Annotated in this window: 18 protein-coding genes; 14 read left to right on the top strand and 4 right to left on the bottom strand. The window is 50.7% G+C overall.

The window, feature by feature from the left end; genetic code table 11:
- The first annotated feature begins 11 nt into the window (after positions 1 to 11).
- From moeB to rnhA, 14 genes are all read left to right on the top strand, one after another.
- On the top strand, positions 12 to 1,127 hold the full coding sequence (moeB, locus tag ACSPJT_RS01250; protein ID WP_435894561.1) for a molybdopterin-synthase adenylyltransferase MoeB: 1,116 nt from the start codon (positions 12 to 14) through the stop codon (positions 1,125 to 1,127).
- A 14-nt stretch (positions 1,128 to 1,141) separates the two neighbouring features.
- Positions 1,142 to 1,732 (top strand): dTMP kinase, encoded by a 591-nt coding sequence (gene tmk, locus ACSPJT_RS01245; RefSeq protein ID WP_435894560.1) that lies wholly within the window; start codon positions 1,142 to 1,144, stop codon positions 1,730 to 1,732.
- A 147-nt stretch (positions 1,733 to 1,879) separates the two neighbouring features.
- Positions 1,880 to 2,488: a PEP-CTERM sorting domain-containing protein gene (locus ACSPJT_RS01240; RefSeq protein WP_435894559.1), complete on the top strand. Its 609-nt coding sequence runs from the start codon at positions 1,880 to 1,882 to the stop codon at positions 2,486 to 2,488.
- 155 nt (positions 2,489 to 2,643) lie between these two features.
- Positions 2,644 to 3,258: a DUF4126 domain-containing protein gene (locus tag ACSPJT_RS01235; protein WP_435894558.1), complete on the top strand. Its 615-nt coding sequence runs from the start codon at positions 2,644 to 2,646 to the stop codon at positions 3,256 to 3,258.
- Positions 3,259 to 3,344: 86 nt separating this feature from the next.
- The gene (gene tatC / locus ACSPJT_RS01230; protein WP_435894557.1) at positions 3,345 to 4,859 is read left to right on the top strand and encodes a twin-arginine translocase subunit TatC; all 1,515 of its coding nucleotides are present in this window, start codon (positions 3,345 to 3,347) and stop codon (positions 4,857 to 4,859) included.
- Between the two features lie 30 nt (positions 4,860 to 4,889).
- Complete coding sequence (locus ACSPJT_RS01225) at positions 4,890 to 5,765, top strand: YicC/YloC family endoribonuclease (RefSeq protein ID WP_435894556.1); 876 nt, start codon at positions 4,890 to 4,892, stop codon at positions 5,763 to 5,765.
- A gap of 15 nt (positions 5,766 to 5,780) precedes the next feature.
- Complete coding sequence (locus tag ACSPJT_RS01220; RefSeq protein WP_435894555.1) at positions 5,781 to 6,440, top strand: phosphoribosylanthranilate isomerase; 660 nt, start codon at positions 5,781 to 5,783, stop codon at positions 6,438 to 6,440.
- Positions 6,441 to 6,445: 5 nt separating this feature from the next.
- Positions 6,446 to 6,823, top strand: coding sequence for a fluoride efflux transporter CrcB (crcB, locus tag ACSPJT_RS01215; RefSeq protein WP_435894554.1), 378 nt, complete (start codon positions 6,446 to 6,448; stop codon positions 6,821 to 6,823).
- Positions 6,824 to 6,865: 42 nt separating this feature from the next.
- The gene (locus tag ACSPJT_RS01210; RefSeq protein ID WP_435894553.1) at positions 6,866 to 7,258 is read left to right on the top strand and encodes a serine/threonine protein phosphatase; all 393 of its coding nucleotides are present in this window, start codon (positions 6,866 to 6,868) and stop codon (positions 7,256 to 7,258) included.
- Entirely contained in the window at positions 7,255 to 8,139 is an 885-nt protein-coding gene (locus ACSPJT_RS01205) for a PP2C family protein-serine/threonine phosphatase (protein ID WP_435894552.1), read from the top strand. Before ACSPJT_RS01210 ends, ACSPJT_RS01205 begins: the two co-directional genes overlap by 4 nt.
- 126 nt (positions 8,140 to 8,265) lie before the next feature.
- The gene (locus ACSPJT_RS01200) at positions 8,266 to 9,276 is read left to right on the top strand and encodes a glutamine synthetase beta-grasp domain-containing protein (protein ID WP_435894551.1); all 1,011 of its coding nucleotides are present in this window, start codon (positions 8,266 to 8,268) and stop codon (positions 9,274 to 9,276) included.
- Positions 9,277 to 9,396: 120 nt separating this feature from the next.
- Positions 9,397 to 13,815, top strand: coding sequence for a lamin tail domain-containing protein (locus ACSPJT_RS01195; RefSeq protein ID WP_435894550.1), 4,419 nt, complete (start codon positions 9,397 to 9,399; stop codon positions 13,813 to 13,815).
- A gap of 15 nt (positions 13,816 to 13,830) precedes the next feature.
- Positions 13,831 to 14,679 carry a hypothetical protein gene (locus ACSPJT_RS01190; RefSeq protein WP_435894549.1) on the top strand — a complete coding sequence of 283 codons (849 nt, stop codon included), beginning with the start codon at positions 13,831 to 13,833 and terminating at the stop codon, positions 14,677 to 14,679.
- A gap of 119 nt (positions 14,680 to 14,798) precedes the next feature.
- Positions 14,799 to 15,272, top strand: a complete 474-nt coding sequence (gene rnhA / locus ACSPJT_RS01185; protein ID WP_435894548.1) for a ribonuclease HI — start codon at positions 14,799 to 14,801, stop codon at positions 15,270 to 15,272.
- Positions 15,273 to 15,304: 32 nt separating this feature from the next.
- On the opposite strand, the gene ACSPJT_RS01180 is transcribed toward rnhA, so the two are convergent.
- The 4 genes from ACSPJT_RS01180 to ACSPJT_RS01165 form a co-directional block, all read right to left on the bottom strand.
- Positions 15,305 to 16,363: a vWA domain-containing protein gene (locus ACSPJT_RS01180; protein WP_435894547.1), complete on the bottom strand. Its 1,059-nt coding sequence runs from the start codon at positions 16,361 to 16,363 to the stop codon at positions 15,305 to 15,307.
- 78 nt (positions 16,364 to 16,441) lie between these two features.
- On the bottom strand, positions 16,442 to 17,464 hold the full coding sequence (locus tag ACSPJT_RS01175; RefSeq protein ID WP_435894546.1) for a type III polyketide synthase: 1,023 nt from the start codon (positions 17,462 to 17,464) through the stop codon (positions 16,442 to 16,444).
- Positions 17,461 to 18,474 (bottom strand): NAD(P)/FAD-dependent oxidoreductase, encoded by a 1,014-nt coding sequence (locus ACSPJT_RS01170; protein ID WP_435894545.1) that lies wholly within the window; start codon positions 18,472 to 18,474, stop codon positions 17,461 to 17,463. The genes ACSPJT_RS01175 and ACSPJT_RS01170 overlap by 4 nt, the downstream gene beginning before the upstream one ends.
- A complete protein-coding gene (locus ACSPJT_RS01165; RefSeq protein ID WP_435894544.1) occupies positions 18,471 to 18,998 on the bottom strand; it encodes a class I SAM-dependent methyltransferase in 528 nt (175 codons plus the stop codon). Before ACSPJT_RS01165 ends, ACSPJT_RS01170 begins: the two co-directional genes overlap by 4 nt.
- Between the last annotated feature and the right edge of the window lie 153 nt (positions 18,999 to 19,151).

The raw sequence follows: 19,151 nt of genomic DNA, 5'->3' as shown, positions 1-19,151 counted from the left end.
AGTGTCCATCCATGCTCAGCAAGGAAGAGAAAGCCCGCTACGCACGGCATTTCAGCCTCTCGCAAGTAGGTGAGGAAGGCCAGCAACGGCTCAAGGACAGTTCTGTGTTGTGTATCGGTGCCGGCGGACTCGGCTCACCGGCCACGCTCTATCTCGCTGCAGCAGGCGTCGGTCGGCTGGGATTGGTGGACTCTGATGTGGTCGAGCTGTCCAATTTGCAACGGCAGATTTTACATGGCCAGTCCACACTTGGCGAAAGCAAACTTGATAGTGCCGAAGCCAGACTCAAGGAAATCAATCCTCATGTGCGAGTTGACAAATATCCGGTCAATTTCACTGCGGAGAACGCGATGGAAATTGCCAAAGACTACGATGTGATCATCGATGGCACGGACAACTTCCCTACCCGTTATCTGAGTAACGATGTGGCGGTGCTGCTGAAAAAACCTAACATCTACGCTTCGATTTTTCGTTTTGAAGGCCAGTTGAGCGTTTTCGCTCCCCACCTTGGCGGTCCATGCTATCGCTGCATGCTCCCCCAACCTCCCGATCCTGGCAGCGTGCCGAGCTGCGCCGAGGCAGGTGTGTTAGGAGTCTTGCCCGGAATCGTCGGCAGTCTGCAGGCCATGGAGGCGATCAAACTCTTGCTCGGCGCAGGCGAACCACCATTGGGCAGACTTCTCCATTACGATGCCTTGCAAACACGATTCCGTGAATTTAAGCTCAAACGCGATCCCCAATGCCCGCTCTGCGGCGACCATCCCACCATTACTGAACTTGTGAATTACGAAAACTTCTGCGGCGTACCCAGCCCAGCATCCGGCCCTCCTGAAATTTCTGTAGCTGAACTACGTGATAAATTGACACCTGACTTTGACGGCATCCTCATCGATGTCCGCGAGACTTGGGAGCATGATGTTGCAAATATCCCAGAGGCCAGACTGGTGCCACTGGCCGAGTTCCCATCAATTATACCAGAACTGGAAAAAATGGGGCGTGATAAGGAGATCTTAATCCACTGCAAATCTGGTGGCCGCAGCGCACACGCAGCTGAATTCCTGATCAACGATGGATTTACCAACGTCTATAACGTCGCTGGTGGCATGGACGCTTGGCTGAAAATGTAATTCACAGGACGAGCATGTCATCACTTGGAAAACTCATCGTCATCGAAGGTATCGATGGCACTGGTAAGTCTACTCAGGCCACGCTTTTAGCCGAGGCACTCCGCACCCAAGGCCATGAAGTGGTGCAGAGCCACGAACCAACCAATGGCCCATGGGGCAAGAAACTCCGCGAAAGCGCCACGACGGGCCGACTGACGATCGACGATGAACTGGATTATTTCCTCAAGGATCGGCAGCAGCATGTCGAGGAACTGATTACCCCGACCGTGGAGCGTGGAGGCATCGTCATTCTCGATCGGTATTACTTTTCCAGCATGGCCTACCAAGGGGCTCGTGGTCTCGACCCCACTGAGATCCGCCGTAAGAACGAGGCCTTCGCACCGGTTCCAGACCTGCTTATCATTCTGGATCTCGATGTTGATGTCGCGCTGAAACGCATCGGTGTGCGGGACGGAGCCGCCAATGAGTTTGAAAAAAAAGAAAACCTCCAGTATTGCCGCGACCTTTTCCTCAGCCTTGCTGATGAACCTTTCGCGCACGTGATCGATGCGGAGCAAAATGTGGAACAGGTTCAGTCTGCTGTGCAGGAGCTATGTAGCTGTTGAAAACCTGAACTGCCAAAGTTGAGTCTGATGTGGATTTGAGACATCATGTTGTGGAATCAAAGCTGTTCCCAATGAGCGTTTAAATTGGTAGCCTGCCAACAGAACGTCGTCCTACTTTCTGGAAACGACATAACACATTGTCTCAATATGAAAAAAACACTACTTACTATGTCGCTAGTTGGGCTCTCCTCATTAGCTTCTTTGACAGGTGCCACCCTCGTTGGCTCTGGAACACATCTGGTGGCTTTTGATACTGTAAACGACGACGTCACAGTAGTCAGATCATTCGATAATTTCCTTGTCACCTATCTTACATTTGATCTTGGCCCTGGCTCCATCTTAGGTGGCACGCTCGACCTCTCTGCAACTTTCGGCAACTTCGATTCCACTTCCCTGACTATCGAATATATTGGACAATATGCGAATGGAGAAATCGCCCAAGCGGGTGCCGGCAACAATGACGCAGGGACTGCCCAAACTATAGCCAATTTCGATCTCTGGGTTCCAGCGAGTGCGGTAGACTCTGAATCATTTGACCCAGTTCTTAATTCGCCTGGCCAAGTTGCATCGTTCACCATTGGGGCTAGCACAGACCAAATTGCTGTCATCCGCTTCACAGGCACGAGTTCAACAGCAACCAATCAGCAACTCACAGTCTCCAACCCCTCTGCTGTCTTCACACCAGTGCCAGAGCCCTCATCTGCGGCTTTGCTCGGTCTTGGTGGTCTTACTCTGGTTCTTCGACGCCGCAAGTAATCCATTTCAAAGTTAAAATCTTCTAATCCAAAAGCCCTCCGTGATCGCGGAGGGCTTTTTTATGGTGCCATTGCGAGAGCCTACGCAGTTTGCGCTTATAAAATCGCTCTCATTTTCCCATCGCGGAATGCTTGTTATAGGCTAAAGTCAGAGTCATGGAAACTCTTTCGTTGCTAGGTGTTGCGCTCGGCTTTGCAACACTTTCTGGAATCAATCTCTACCTGACCACCTTTCTGGCCGGGCTGGCGATCCGTTTCAATTGGGTCGATCTGGCGGAGAAATACGAGAGCTTGGCCATTCTTGAGAACCCGTGGATCATTGGTGTGTCAGGCGTATTTTTCCTCATTGAATTCTTTGCCGATAAAATACCGTGGCTAGACAGCAGCTGGGATGCTGTGCACACCTTCATCCGGCCGATTGGCGGCACACTGCTAGCCTTGGCCGCTCTGGGAGAAATGGATCCTGTCGTTTCTGTCATTGCCGCACTGCTCGGCGGAGGCACTACACTGATCACTCATGCCACTAAGGCTGGTGGTCGTTTGCTGATCAATATGTCCCCCGAACCAGTATCAAACACAGTCGCCAGTCTGAGTGAAGATGGCCTTGTGCTCGGCGGACTGGGTTTGATGGCGCTGGCCCCAGTGGTTTCCTTCTTTGTTTTTCTCGCAGTGGTGATCCTCGCCATTTGGCTCTCCAGACGCACTTGGGGAATCATCCGCCGCGGCATTTCAGGCCTCAAAAAACGAGGTCAGGAAAAGCCAGTGGTGTGATTCATCGGCCATAGCTCATTTCCTCCAGATTTCTTCTTCGTGATCGCCCCCTGATAGGCTAAAGACATGCCCGTCGCCGCATGTTTGTGCTGAAAAAAATATTCCAGTTGCGTGATAAAACGCATCAGGACGAGGAAAAGCCCTTCTTGGAGCACTTGGAGGATCTACGTGTGGTCATCACGCGTCTTGTGCTGACCTTGGTGATCGCCATGTCGGTTTGCTTTGTCTTCCGCAATGAACTGATGGAGATCATTCGTCGCCCGGTGGAACAAGTCTGGCAAGTAAGCCAACAAGACAAAATGCCCAAAGGACCAGTGCCGCTGGATTTGGACACTTGGGAAATGGCAAAGAAAGCCGCCCGTGACATCTCTTCATTCACTCCTGCCCAGCGAGAACACTACTACAAGCTGCTCGACCCCGATGGCGAACGGAACCTGAAATTCCATACCGAAACTGTGGTGTTCTATCGAGCGGCCATCGACATGGAAAACACCAACGGCAAGGGTGAGGAATTCATCGAGGGCTTGCCCGGTCTTGAACCAGAACTCAAGGAACAGCTGACCGCGTTGATGGTAGAGGGCAAACAACCGGATGCCGCTGTGGACTCCCGAGGAAAACTGGTTCTCATGCAGGCGTTGAATCCGACGGAAGGATTCATGCTCTCTATCAAGCTTTCTCTGGTAGCGGGCATCGTTATTTCCTTCCCTCTACTGCTGCTATTCACGCTCCAGTTCATTCTACCCGGACTGAAGAGTAACGAGAAACGAGCCATGTGGCCGGCGATGATTATTGGCTTCGGTCTGTTCCTAACAGGTGTGCTGTTCTCCTATTACTTCGTCCTGCCGAAGGTCTTGGATTTCTTCTATAACTACAGTCAGGAAATGGGAGTCACCAATGAATGGCGGATCGGCTATTACATCTCCTTTGCTACTCAGTTCACTCTGATCTTCGGTCTAAGTTTTGAATTACCGGTCGTGGTGATGACCATGGTCAAGCTCGGCATTTTGAACTACGAGATCATGAAGAACACACGTTCTTATGCGATTCTTGCCATCGTGGTGATCGCCGCAATCATCACCCCCACCCCGGATGCTTTCACACTGCTACTGTTGGCTGGGCCGATGGTGTTTCTCTATGAAATTTGTATCTGGCTAGCCTATTTCCATCGTAAGAAAGAACGAGAAGCAGAACTCGCTGAACAAGAGGAGTTACGTCAAAAATTGTTAGCCGCCCCTCCGCTGACCGCGGCCTATGACGAGGACGGTGATGATTATGATTCGGATTCAGATGGTCCCAGCTACAGTCATGACGACTATTTTGATCACGATGGAGATGAAATTGACGTCGATGAACAGATGGAAATCTATCGCCGTGAGCATGAGCACCTCTTCGACCACGATGAGGACGAAGGCGACGAGGAAGATAACGGCACCTACGACTTCGGCGATGATGAGTTAGATGACGAGCACACCGAGGTCGATTACACTGAGTCCTATCGTCCTGAGGATAGCGATGAATCCGAAGCGGATGATATCGACGACGATGATGATGACGACATCCGTAAACACGACGGCAGTAAAGACGAAGAGCGCTCAGACTAAGCTCGGATTATTTAAAAACAGAATATCACTATGCACTCCATGACAGGTTTCGGCCGTGCCGAGCACGCCACCAGCACTTTAGCAGCCCGAGTGGAAGCCTCGTCGGTTAATCGCAAGCAGGGAGAGATAGTGGTTCAATTACCCCGGGCCTATGCCGAGCTTGAAGCGGGCATTCGAAAAATCGCCCTCGCCAAACTTTCACGAGGCCGAGTCAACCTCTCCATCCAACTGGAACAAGCTGAAGGCGCCAGCGATCATATCCGGATCAATGCCCGACGCGCTCGAGCACTTGAAGCGGCATTCACTGAGCTGTCCGATGTGATTGACCGCCCAGTGCAGGCGACGTCTGCTGATTTTCTACGCACACCTGACATTCTCGAATTCGATCAGGAATCAGCCACAACCGAAGAAGCCTCCGCAGCAGTAACACCGGCCGTTGAGGATGCTCTTGATGCGATGATTGCCATGCGAGCCAGCGAAGGTCAGCATCTGCACGACGATATCGAAGCCAGGCTGACTATACTTGAAAACATCGCAGATGAAATCATCAGCCACTCACCTTCTGTTGTTCAACATTATCGTGAACAACTTCACAGAAGACTGAAGGAGTCAGGCTTGGAAATCGACCTCAATGATGATCGCCTACTCAAGGAGATCGGACTCTTTGCAGATCGCTGTGACATCAGTGAAGAGATTACCCGTTTGCGTTCACATTTCGAAAAATTCCGTGAGTATCTGGCTATGGACGAACCTGTAGGTCGCCCCTTGGACTTTCTCTGCCAAGAGCTGAACCGAGAGTTCAATACCATTGGCTCAAAGGCAAACGATGCCACCCTCGCCCAGCTGATTGTCAACGCCAAGACCGAGCTCGAAAAAATCCGCGAGCAGGTTCAGAATGTGGAGTAGGTAATTCATTCTCCCATGTCAGATTTCCTCGATCCATCGTCTACTTCTCTCAAAATCTGCGGTGTCACCCGGATGGCCGATGCTGAGGCTTTGGTGAATTTAGGCGTTCATGGCATTGGTATTAACTTTTGGCCTCAGTCGAAACGATATCTCAGCGCGGAAAAAGCCGAGCCAATCCTTCGCGCAATCGCAGGGAACATCGTGCGTGTTGGTGTTTTTGTGAATGCTGATCCTAGAATGCCTTCCAGATTGTTAGAACAAGGCTTGATCGACATTGCTCAGTTTCACGGAGATGAGACTGCGGAATATTGTGCGCCTTTTGCCAACGCCGGACATCGCTTCATCAAAGCCATCGGCGTCAAAAATCAAGACTCGCTCAATAACATCGCCGAGTATCGAGCCTCAGCCGTTCTGTTAGATACTCCTGCCCCAGGTGTTTACGGAGGTACAGGTGAGAAGTTTGATTGGACCATTGCGGCTACGTTCATTCAAAATCATCCTAACACACCAGTGCTCCTCGCGGGTGGCATCACGCCTCAGAACGCCGCCGAAGCGATCGCTCAAGCCCACCCAGCCGCCCTTGATGTGGCATCCGGGGCGGAGATTTCCCCAGGCATCAAAGACCTCGATAAGGTGGCTGCCCTACTTGCCAGCACTCAGATCACTCCTCACTGATCTTCATGACTTCCCTCTACATCTTTCTCGGCGGCGGACTTGGTGCGTTATCGCGCTACGGGCTTTCGTTTGGGATTCAAAGTTTGGCTGAGAACACTCGCTTCCAAAGATTCCCCCTTGGTATTTTTGCGTGTAATTTATTGGGATGTTTTTTGATCGGTTTGATTTTCGGTTTCATCGCTTCGCGCAGTGATCAACATCCTGCCTGGCTACACCCGCTGGCTGTCACTGGGTTTCTCGGAGGATTCACCACATTCTCGACCTTCGCTCTCGACAGTCATCAGCTTTTTTCATCGTCGCCAGCCTTGGCATTGCTCAACATCGCCGCCTCTGTCATCGGTTGTCTGTTCGCCGTCTGGCTTGGTTTCAAAATTCTCAGCTAACACAAGTTTGCAACTTGTCGGCAATCCACGTAAGCTCCACCCATGCGCAATCTCAAAGACGGTATCCGGTCCTTAGTGAAAATTGATTTCTATGGGAACGTGCACAAGTATTTCCGAGGCACCGACAAGGAAGAACGCTTTACCAATGAGGTGAGGATTCTCAAAGAACTCGAAAAACGTGGCTGCACCAATGTGCCAAAATTCATCGAGGCCAATGAGGACGAATTACATCTCGTCACTAGCAACTGCGGTAGCCCTGCCCCCAATCTGTCCAAGAAAAAATCCGACGCCATCTTCGCCAAACTCGAAAAAGATTTCGGAGTCCGACACGATGATCCAGAGCCACGAAACATCACCTACGATGAAAAGGCCGGTCAGTTCTGCATTATCGATTTTGAGCTATCCACTCTGCTCGACGAGCCATCTGCCGAATGAAACCCAAAAACCCCTTCCTTCCAGGAGCCGGCCCAATTGAACCGGACCATGCCCCCGCCACCATTGAGTGGTCGGCCCGTTCCCAGTCGGGTTCAAGAAAGCCGGTGAATGACGATTCATGGCTCGCATTCGCCTCAGATCTCAATGGGGCAGATTTGCTGGAACCCGAGGGAGTTCAATCACTCCATGACCATGATCTGATTTTTGCTGTGTCCGATGGTATGGGAGGTGGCAACGCCGGGGATCAAGCTTCGAAACTCTTGCTGGAAACTCTCAGCACCATCATTCCAGACACATTCAAAACAGCCGCAGCGGGAATGCACCCGGACTATTTTGGCCACATGGAAAAGGCGATTGCGCAGGTGCATGACGCGATCAATGCATCGGCGGAAGAAGACGAAGCGAAAAAAGGCATGGCTGCGACACTGGCGCTGGCCTGGTTCACGCCGGAGAATCTCTATCTCGTCAATGTAGGCGATAGCCGAATTTATCTGCACAGAGAGCAGAATGAAAATTCTGAGACCCGGATGCTGACCCTTGATCACACCTTCGCATGGCGGAAGTTCCACCGCGGCGAGATCAACGAGCGGCAATTTCGCTCTCACCCACGTCGCTCTGCACTCTACCAGGTGGTGGGCAGCGGGCGGCAAGCTGTGACACCCTACGTGGCTGCATTTTCCTACCAGCCAGGCGACCGTTTCCTGATCTGCAGCGACGGACTGATCGATGGTCTGTGGGAGAAACACATTCACTCCGCATTTTCGACCAACCTAGACTCGACAAGCTCCCTTGCAGACTCTCTGATGACCCGCGCCATCACCAACGACGGAAGTGACGATACGACACTCATCACCCTCGCCGTACATGAAACGGCCGAATGAACCCATGCTGCCCAAAATTTCCCACAATCTGAGAAACTTGGCATGCCATTTGCTTGATTCTTAATATGCCCGTCGCGGCATTCAAACGCGACACCCAGACACAAACCATTACAACTAACTAACATTATGGCCAAATACAGACTCGATTACATCTGGCTGGACGGTTACACCCCCGTTCAGAACCTCCGTACGAAATGCATGCTCAAGGAATTCGATGAATTCCCAACTCTCGACCAGCTTCCTGACTGGGGCTTCGATGGTTCATCCACCAAGCAAGCCGAAGGCGGCGACTCCGATTGCGTGCTTAAGCCTGTAGCTCTTTACCCTGATGGCACCCGTGAAAACGGCATCCTCGTCATGTGTGAAGTCATGCTTCCTGACGGAACTCCTCACCCAACCAACGCACGTGCCACCATCCCTGATGATCCAGGAACATGGTTCGGATTCGAGCAAGAGTACTTCCTCATGCAAGACGGTGTGCCTCTTGGTTTCCCGAAAGGCGGATACCCTAACCCACAAGGTGAATACTATTGTGGTGTCGGATTCAAAAACATCGGTGGACTCGCTCGCGAAATCACCGACACTCACCTTGACCTCTGCCTCTACGCTGGCATCAACCACGAAGGCATCAACGCCGAGGTGGCCAAAGGTCAGTGGGAATTCCAGGTTTTCGCCAAAGGTTCCAAGAAAGCTGCTGACGATATCTGGGTAGCACGTTTCCTTCTTCTCCGTCTTACTGAAGAGTATGAAGTGGACGTAGAATGGCACTGTAAGCCTCTTACAGGTGATTGGAACGGCTCTGGAATGCACGCCAACTTCTCTACCGAACACCTGCGTGAAGTCGGTGGTAAGGAATACTTCGAAAGACTCATGGCAGCCTTCGAAGAAAACTGCGAAGAGCACATTGCTGTTTACGGTCCTGACAACGACAAACGTCTGACCGGTCTTCACGAGACTCAGTCCATCGACATGTTCTCATGGGGTATTGCTGACCGCGGTGCATCCATCCGTGTGCCTCACAGCTTTGCCAAGAATGACTGGAAAGGCTACTTGGAAGACCGTCGTCCTAACTCTCAGGGTGACCCATACAAGATTGCCGGCCGTATTCTTCAGACAGTCCAGTCTGTGGCCAAGTAACTCGGAAGAGTCTAAACTCAATTTTACAGGCGGTCATGGAGCATGTCTCCATGACCGCTTTTCATTGCTTGCTACGTGGCTCATATCGAGTAGGTTCACAAACCTCGTAGTTAAGTATTTATGATCAGAATCCTTCTCATTTTCCTCCTATCGCAATGTTTCGTCGTTGCTGCTGAAATTTCTTGGTCACCTCCCCAGAATATCACTGGTACTATTGCGGACTTTGATACTGTAGGTGAGCCTCTGTATCAATGGAATGCGGGTAATAATACGATCACGATTGATCCAGATGGTCTTGATCTGACTTTCTCCCCCGGTGCTTTGTTTAATGGAACTGTACATGGTAATGTGGACCCGCATAACCGTGGAGGTAACAACGAGTATGAGCAGTTGTTGGCAGAAATGACCCACACCTCGAATTCATCTTCTCTCAATCTGACAGGCTTAACACCTGGGCATCGGTATCGATTGCAGTTATGGATGGCGGACACTCGCTCATGTTGTGAGGGGCGTTCGAAAACCTACGACAGCGGAAGTGGCACTCAACAAGTTGTTCTTAACAGCGGGCCTCCATCACAATTTGTCATCGGTAGTTTCATAGCCGATTCTTCGACCCAAGAAATCAGATTCATCGGCAGCGGAAGCTCACATCCGCAATACAATGCTCTCGCTGTCAGGACACTGGGGCCGCCGACACCAGACATCGAACAATTTCAAGCCAGCACAGGTAGTTTGACCTCCCCTGTCGGAGTCAACGTGCCTCCATCGACTCCCGTCACCTTAAATTGGCAAATCTCTGATGCCGACACAGTCACTCTGACCTCTGTCGCTGGAAACGTAAACAGCGTGGGAAACACTACCGTCTCCCCTTCTTCCACCACGACCTACACCCTTGCCGCTACCAATGAGCATGGAACGAGCCAGAAAACGATCACCGTTTACGTGAATGCCGCCGAAACGGTGCCTCGTATCAACGAGTTGGTTTCGAATAACGACGATGGGCTCAATGATGAGGACGGTGATGCCAGTGACTGGATAGAACTTTATAACCCAAATCCCTTTGTCATCGATGCCGGTAAGTATCGAATTACTGATGATCCCGGCCTGAACTCTACCTGGCAGATTCCTAGTGTCACAGCGATCCCCGCAAACGGATACCTGCTAATCTTTGCATCAGGAAAAAACCGATCTGGTGCTGAGCTGCATACTGATTTTAGACTGGATGCGGACGGAGACTACATTGCCATCACCGATAGCACAGGAGCCACCGTGCTCACGCAGCTGCCTGAAGATTACCCCTCAACAGCTCTCTTCCCTGAAATTCCCAGTGGCCGGAGTTATGGTTACGACGATTCTGATCAATTGCGCTTCTTCAATACTACGACACCCAACGAGAGCAATGGTGACGGCTTCCTGGGTTTTGTCGGTGATACAACCTTCAGTGACGATCGTGGGTTCTATGAAGCAAGTTTCAACCTAACGATTGCCACCGATACACCAAATGCCAATATTAGATACACAACCGATGGTTCCCCTCCATCGGAGACCAATGGAACCTTATATACCGGCCCATTGTCGATCACTCAAACTACCGTCGTGCGAGCCATGGCGTACCTTGATGGTTATGCGCCCACGAATATTGATACGCACACTTACATCTTCGCAAGCGATGTCATTGCTTCAGGAGTCATGGACACCGGTATCACCCAGTCTGGTACGTATGGCCCGCAGATGATCAATTCGTTAAAGGCGCTTCCGATCATCTCTTTGAATATTGAAGATCCAGATGGTGTAGACAACAGCTCTGAGAACCGGACATCCGTGGAATTGATTTTCCCAGATGGCAGCGAAGGCTTTCAAGAGGATGCTGGCGTCAGTTACTTTGGCGGCTACTTTACCAACTTTGATAAAAAGAGCTTCAGGCTCTATTTCCGAAAAGAATATGGCGTGGGTAAACTCGATTTTCCTCTCTACAAAGGATTTGCTAACGGCATCGCCCCTGTGGAGAAATTCGATGCACTGGACCTCCGGAGCGGCTCACATGATATGGCCATGCGTGGAGCCTACATGTCTAACCGGTTCACCGATGATACCATGTTGGAAATGGGCAACATCAGCCCGCACGGACGATTTGTGCACTTATTCCGTAACGGTGTTTACTGGGGACAATACCACCTCCGTGAAAGATGGAATGCCGCTATGGCCGAAGAATATTTTGGCGGTGAGAAAGAGGATTATGAAGCGATCAATGGCAATGCCAACGTTGGTGGCTGGTCGCCAGGTGTTGCCTATGACGGTGACGGAAGCGGCTGGCAGACTATTAAGGATCTTGCGAACGGCAGCACGCCTTGGAATAGTCTCCAAAGTAGATTGGACCTGCAAAGCTACATTGATTTCTGGTTACTCTACGATTTCGGAAGTTCAGAAAATGAATACCGCGCATTCGGGACGCCCAACGAGAATGGCGTGAAAATGAAATTCTATCTCAACGATGCAGACGGCTACCTCAACCCCACTGGGATTGCTCAGAACAATGATGCTGGTGGCCCTGGTAACATCTTTGGCCGATTGGAGTCGGAGAACCACCCTGATTTCAAAACCTATCTCGCTGACCGCATCTACACGCATTATTTTCACGACGGCGTGTTTGCCGCTCACAAAACCATCGAGCGACTACAAAACCGAGTCGATGAAATCCAACTGAGTTTCTATTGCGAAGCTGCGCGTTGGGGTTACCGGTCACCTTCTTCGTGGCAGAATTACCAAAACAATTTGATCAACAATCAGTTCCCCAGCCAGACAGGAAGTCGGCTCGATGACCTGAGAGATGCTGGAAGGTATCCGGATGTGGAAGCACCAGAATACAATCAAAATGGTGGGGTGGTCGGCCCTGGATTTGGCGTCTATGTCTCTAGCCTCAGTGGCGGAACGATCTACTACACAACGGACGGAAGTGATCCCCGCTTATCTGGTGGCGCGATTAATCCATCTGCAGTCGCACTCGCAGCCACAGGATCTAGCACCACTCTGTTAGCCTCAGGTTCAACTTGGAAATATCGCGATAATGGCAGCAACCAAGGAACAGCATGGCGCAGCACATCCTTCAATGACAACAACTGGTCTAGTGGTAATGCCAAACTGGGCTACGGAGACGGCAACGAAAATACGACCGTTTCATTCGGCGGCAATTCATCTAACAAACATATCACTACCTACTTCAGGAAAACGTTTAATGTCGCCGACGCATCCGCAATTTCTGGCCTGACTATGGAAATTTTACGCGACGACGGGGCAATTGTTTATATCAACGGACAGGAGGTGGTCCGATCCAACATGCCTACGGGCAACGTCAACTACACCACGACTGCCAGCGGAGCGATTGGAGGCCAGAATGAAAATGCATTTCATCAATTTACTCTAGCCCCCTCATTACTTGTGACCGGGGTGAATACGATTGCGGTAGAAATTCATCAGGCCGCGCCGGATAGCTCGGACCTCGGCTTTGATCTACGCCTGACCGCGACAACTGGAGCTTCAACTCCGGACCTCATCCTTACCAGCGACACACAGCTCAATGCCAGAGTTCTGAAGAACGGCACATGGAGTGCATTACACCCAGCCACCTTCATCGTATCCCAGCCCCCTGTCACTCCTCAGCTCGGCGATTTGGTGTGTTCTGAAATCCATTATCATCCATCTAACCCGACCGCAGTCGAACTTACTGCCATTCCCAATATCGATGATGGAGATTTCGAATTTTTAGAGCTCATGAACATAAGCAGTCAACCACTGCGCCTCGATGGTTGTGTGTTTGTAGATGGCATCGATTACATCTTTCCAGAGGACAGCATTCTTCAGCCAGGTGAACGGCTGGTTATAGCCAGTAACGCAGCCGCTTTCGGTTTACGTCATAGCGCTTCTCTTGTGCATGGCGAGTATACTGGAGGTCTGAGAAACAGCGGAGAACGTCTAGCCATCGAAAACACCTCTAACGCGCTCATTCTCGACCTAACCTACGGTGATGGCACGGATCAAGGAGGCTCGAACGACACGCTTTGGCCAACCAAACCCGATGGTTCTGGAGAGAGCTTGGTGATGATCCATCCAAGTGCTGGTGGAGACCTCAGCGATCCCCTCAATTGGCGGGCTAGTGCTAACAATCACGGTATGCCTGGCGGCACAGATTCCATTCCGCTCCCTGTCGATCTCAATCAAGATCTTGATCTGGATGGCAGTTCAGCGCTGCTAGAACTGACGCTGAATAGCTCAGATTCAGATCCAGCAAACATGCCTGCTGTCGTAGCGACTCGCCAGGAAATGACCGACAACAACAGCTACCTAACACTGAGTCTGACACGGAATCCGCTGATGCCAGCCAAAGTGATCGTCCAAACCTGCCTCGACCTTGTGGGTTGGAATGATAATGCGGTGCTGGTGAGTCGTCAGTTCCACGCAGACGGCACCGAGACGCTTACCTATCGCTTCCCTGTTCCAGAAAATGGAGAACAACAGTTCATGCGTGTGAAAGCACAGCACTGAGGACTCGTTTTCTCAATGCCATTTGACATTCAGGCGGCAGGCCTGTTTCATATCGCCATGAAGCCATGGTTCCTGTCTTTGTTAGTTTCTTTACTCTCGGCCTCTCTTTTGTCCGGGCAAATCATTCGAGAGGAACAGGTGAAGCGCAGCACCATCAAAGCGTGGGTGGGAGATCAGCCGTGGAACGTAGCGCACTCCACCTACATCGGCCAGTTTAGCACAGCCAATGGTCTTTGTTTACTGCAATGGTCAGGAACGAAGGTTCGAGGTGTGTTCATCATCAATCGTACCCAAAGCATTAATTACCTCTATGGGGATAATTCCGTCGACGGAAAATTAAAACTCGAGGTCTGGTCGGGTGCGGGTGAAAAAACAGCCGCAGGTGTGCTCTACAAAAAGCAAGTTGATGACACCCTCTATTGGAGTGGACTTATCGTAGATCCATCAAACGGAGATGAGATGCCTCTCTCGTTTCATAAAGTAACGAAGGCAGCAGCAGGAAGCAGCACTACTTCAACTTACCGTGGAAACTTGGGAGAAACCCAGATTTCAGTAAAACTGACTTGGTATGCGGGAGGCTTGGTAGCTGGCCGATATAGCAATCTCAACACTGGCAAGTCGTATCGCTTAATAGGATCCAACTACGAAAACGGATGGGTCTATCTGGACGAATGGACAGATGGCGAGGCCGGAGCCGTCACTGCTCGTGTTAGTCTAAGAAAAGTTACCGCAGATGGTAAGCTTCAGTGGCAGGGAAATATGTATAATCAGGATAAACGCGTCTTGAAGATCTGGTTTGGCCGGACTGGATCCAGCACTCCGTCCACGGACGGGACTTTGAAGAATAAGCTCAAAACAGAATAATCTCAGAGCAAGACATCTGCACAGCTTGAGGTCGAGAACTGGCTGATAAAGCTCCCTTCTTTGGCCCCTTAAATGGATCGGACTTGCAGATTATTTCATCATGCATCAAGACTGCCGGCGTGAAGCAAATTACCATTTATACAGACGGTTCATCGCGTGGCAATCCAGGCCCGGGTGGTTACGGAACCTTAATGGTTTATCAAGGGCACCGGAAGGAAATGAGCGGCGGCTTTGCTAAAACGACAAATAACCGTATGGAAATCTTGGCTGCACTTACCGGCATCGAAGCCTTACAAGAGCCATGTCAGGTGACGGTCTACTCCGACTCCAAGTATCTCATCGACACCATGGACAAGGGCTGGATTCATGGGTGGAAAAAGAAAGGCTGGTCGCGTGGTCCTAACAAGCCTTTAAAAAACGTTGATCTATGGAAGCGCATGTCAGAGGCAGTGCGTGATCACAAAATCTCTTGGAAATGGGTGAAAGGGCACGCGGGCCATCCGGAAAACGAACGATGTGATGAGCTGGCAACCACTGCGGCAGACCGACGCGGAAATCCTGTGGACGAGGGCTTCATCAGTGATCAGTCCTAACAGCGATAAACCGGTGTAGACTGTCAGCCAGATTATTTCTTCACCTTACCGTTCTGGTCCACGAGCGCGTATTCGCCGCCAGTGATTTCGGCCATTTCCTTCATAGCACCTTCTGCACCAGGCTGCATCAACGCCACGGTATTGATTTTCACATCGCGGGATTTTGCCTTGTGAGCAATCCGTTTTGCTAGCTTTTCAGCTTCTCCTCCCACCGCACCATCGGTCATAAAACAGACGACTTGAGGTCTAGGCTTCATTTCCAAGGCCATTTCAAGCGGCCTGTGCCAGTCTGTTCCCCAAACTAGAGGTGTCTCCTGCACCGCAATCACCGTGCTGTCTAATTGCTTGGCACCGGCTGTTAGCCACGGTGCACGTTGCTTACTCCCTTTCGTTTCCCATGAATGGGCACCACCCGAGACGGATTCCCATTTATAAGCTCTGTCAGCACTAACGACCTCGGCAGATTTTCGATCTTTCGCCATGGTCACTTGGTCTCCGGCCAGCCATGCTGGACCGGCAAAGAAGATAAGTTGGTATTGTGTGCCTGCTGGTAACTTGTTCACCGAATCCGTAAGTTCCTTCTTCAGCAGCGATATGCGTTTTCCTTGCATGGATAGTGAGTAATCGATCACATACACCACGCGTTCGGCCTTAACTTTTTGTCCAAAGAAAGTGGTTCCTCCACCACCGATCCCCAAGTCCTCGCCGTTCCCCCAACCATCACCAAAGCCATCTCCGTCACCCATATCCACTGACACTTCGGCGTTTTCCTCAGGCACAGGGATGGCAATGTTAGATACCGTATGAGTGGCGATTACTTTTGCCATTGATGAGGAAGGCGAAGACGGTTTCGGCTGTATCTTGTTAGTGAGTTCCTTTTTCTGGTGCTTCTCCTTCTCTGATTGTGGTGCTCGGTAAGTCACAATTTCAGGTGTGAACACGTCGATACTAGGAAGCAAAAAGAACATCAGCAACAAGACGATCAAGACTACGGAGAGCACCGAGATTAAGATGCTACTCAACGTCGATCTGCGGAGCTGTGCCTGAAGCCGTGTTAGTGCTTCTGGAGATAAATTTGCGTGTAGAGCCATACTTCCCAAACGGGGAAGCTGTATTTTTCTTAGAAAAAATTACGAATCAAACTCAGCAATGACTCCAACTCGTAGAGCTCAGTTCCGCACCAACTCACAGCTGTGGGCCGAGAATCCCGCACCGAAGGCACAAAGCCAGACTCGGTTCTCGCCCCCCTGGTAATCGTCAAGAAACCTCTCCAGTCCCACGAGCACCGAAGGGCTACTGAGGTTTCCGTGATCGAGCATCACACCGCGAGCATAAGTGAGTTCGTCACATGGCAACACCCGCTCCAGTTGCTCGATCACATCACGACCTCCTCCGTGCGTCACCCATGCTTGGGGATCGGCTCGCCTTTTGGCGTAGAGCTGACTGACTGCATCGGCCGCGAGTAGCGGCACACTCTTATGAAGCTGGTTACGAAGTTTTCCTTTCGCATTCGTGAACCGGATTTTCTCCCTATGCGTAGGCATGTGAATGGATTCAAAATCTCCGACGTGCCATTCACCACCAGATCCCGACCATACAGCGGCTGCAGCACCATCGCCGAATAAACAGGTGCTAATGAGAACGCCAAAATCATCTTCCACATAAAATGCCGCTGAACAAATCTCGACCGCCACAGTTACTACAACCGCCTTGGGGTTTTCAGCTATCACCGCGTTCGCTGCTCGCATGAGAGGAATAGCTGCTCCACACCCGAGGCCTGTCATATCTTGTAGAAAGACATCCTCCCTCAAACCTAACAACTCAGCAGTATGACTGCTCACGCCGGGACAAAGGTAGCCAGTGCATGAACAGACAAATAGAGCATCCACTTCTTCGACGTTTGTGCCGCTCTTGGCCAAGGCGTTTAGAACAGCCTTCACGGCCAAAGCCGGAGCCTCTTTCTCATACGCCTGATTCAAGGACTGAGCATCACGGACCCAAGCATCCTTAAGTTCATCCAAGGCAAAATGTCTTTTATCGATTCCACTATCGCCACTTAAAACCTTGCCTAACAACATTCTTGATCTCCCGTTCAAGGTTGGCCAGAAATCGGCAGACTGCATCGCGTCGAGACACTCAGATTGATTAAATGATGATTTTGGAAAAGCTGACGCAACGGATAGTAAATTCATGGAGTTCTTAATTGATGAAACAGAAATTCGAATGGTAGGACTCCAGTTTTAGCGGCAGTCTTCAGTAGGGTTCTTCCGAGCCGATGAAACATCAAAGGCTGCACGGTGGCGGATAACTTCATCCGCTTTAAGAAAAAGGCAACACATTCATTATCGTAACCAGCAATTGCACTGGTCCAATCGATCTCATTTTTGGCATATTGTTCTAACCATTTTCCTGCCATCCACGCTGATTCCAAAGCCATGCTCATGCCATTCCCTGTGAACGGCGGAATCAAATACGAGGCATCCCCTACACAAAACCCGCCTGCGTGCACTTGTTTACCAAAGGAAAACCCTGCAGTGGCTGAAAATGAATCTTCGTCCTTTGTCCACTCGCTGAACCGATCCGCAAGCTGGTTCAACCCGTTGGCCCGAAGATATTCTGCTATCAGCTGACCGCCAGTCGCCTTGATCGATTTGTCGACGCGGAAGAGACCGCAGCAATTGACTCGTTCCCCTTCAATCCCACATAACCCGATATACCCTCGATCTCCAACGTGCATCTCAAGACCGTCAACTTCAGCATTGAGTGCGTGGATTTTCAAACCGATCCACCCTCCCCGTTTTTTAGGTTTGCCTGTCGCCCATACCACGGCCTCTTCGTCCTTGAGATCAGCTCGGCTGCCGGTGACGAGTTCACCTCCCATGCCGTGGAACAACTGCGACAAATCATAGTCTAACTTATAGCGAGACAAACCCCAAGCAGGAGTGGGCAGTGCGTCTTCTAACACTTTAGAATCCCCCATCCACCACTGCATCGTTTCGTGCACCAATGATTGCTCGACCACCTCGCGTATTCCCAGGTCCGAGAGCATCTTCGGACTGACACCACAGATGAACTCACCACAAACCTTGTGTTTTGGATATTTCCCAGCTTCCAATAAAATCACATCAACGCCCAGATTCCGGAGGCAAACTCCGAGAGCCAATCCGGCGAGACCTCCTCCTATGATCTGAATTTTCTTCACCCCCGAACTCCGATCATTCTGATGCCGCCAAACATTCCCAAGCTTTCTTTCCAGTGGAAATTTCGCCCTATTAATTTAGAGATTTCCTCTTTTACAAAACCAGCTCGGATACTCGTGATCATATCGTGACGAGTGACTTGATTCACCAGCGGAAACAGTAACCGCCCCATCAACTCGGCTGTTTTCTTTCTGTGTGGCTCTGCAAGAACCACGGCTCTGACTTGAGCTAATCGCGCACCTAACAATTTAAGCTCTTTGTCATCCAGGTGATGGATAAATAGATTCGCAACAACCACTGTATCTCGGTCAAAACCGTCATACTCAAAAATGCTCGCTTGCTGCCAAACAATGTCAGACCTAACGGTTTCAGGTTTGGGGATCAAATCAACGGCTGTCACCTCACAGGTCGGCAATAGAGTTTTCACCTTATTGCAGAGTCGTCCGTCACCTGCTCCCAGTTCAACCACTTTGCTGACATTGTGCATCGCTGAGACTTCGTTGAGAATCCAGGCATGCCCTCTCATCAAAGCATTGATTAATCGTAAATCCTGGCGGCTACGTATCGCTGCCGGATCTTCCGGAGACAGTTCATCTAGTATTTCAGGTTCAACAACGCGGTGCACGCACTCATCCTCCCTCCTCCCTGACTATACGCAACTTCTATTGAAGTAAATTCT

Source organism: Oceaniferula spumae, assembly GCF_042849255.1.
GTDB classification, from domain to species: domain Bacteria; phylum Verrucomicrobiota; class Verrucomicrobiia; order Verrucomicrobiales; family Akkermansiaceae; genus Oceaniferula; species Oceaniferula spumae.
This window is presented reverse-complemented; position numbering and strand designations above follow the sequence as displayed.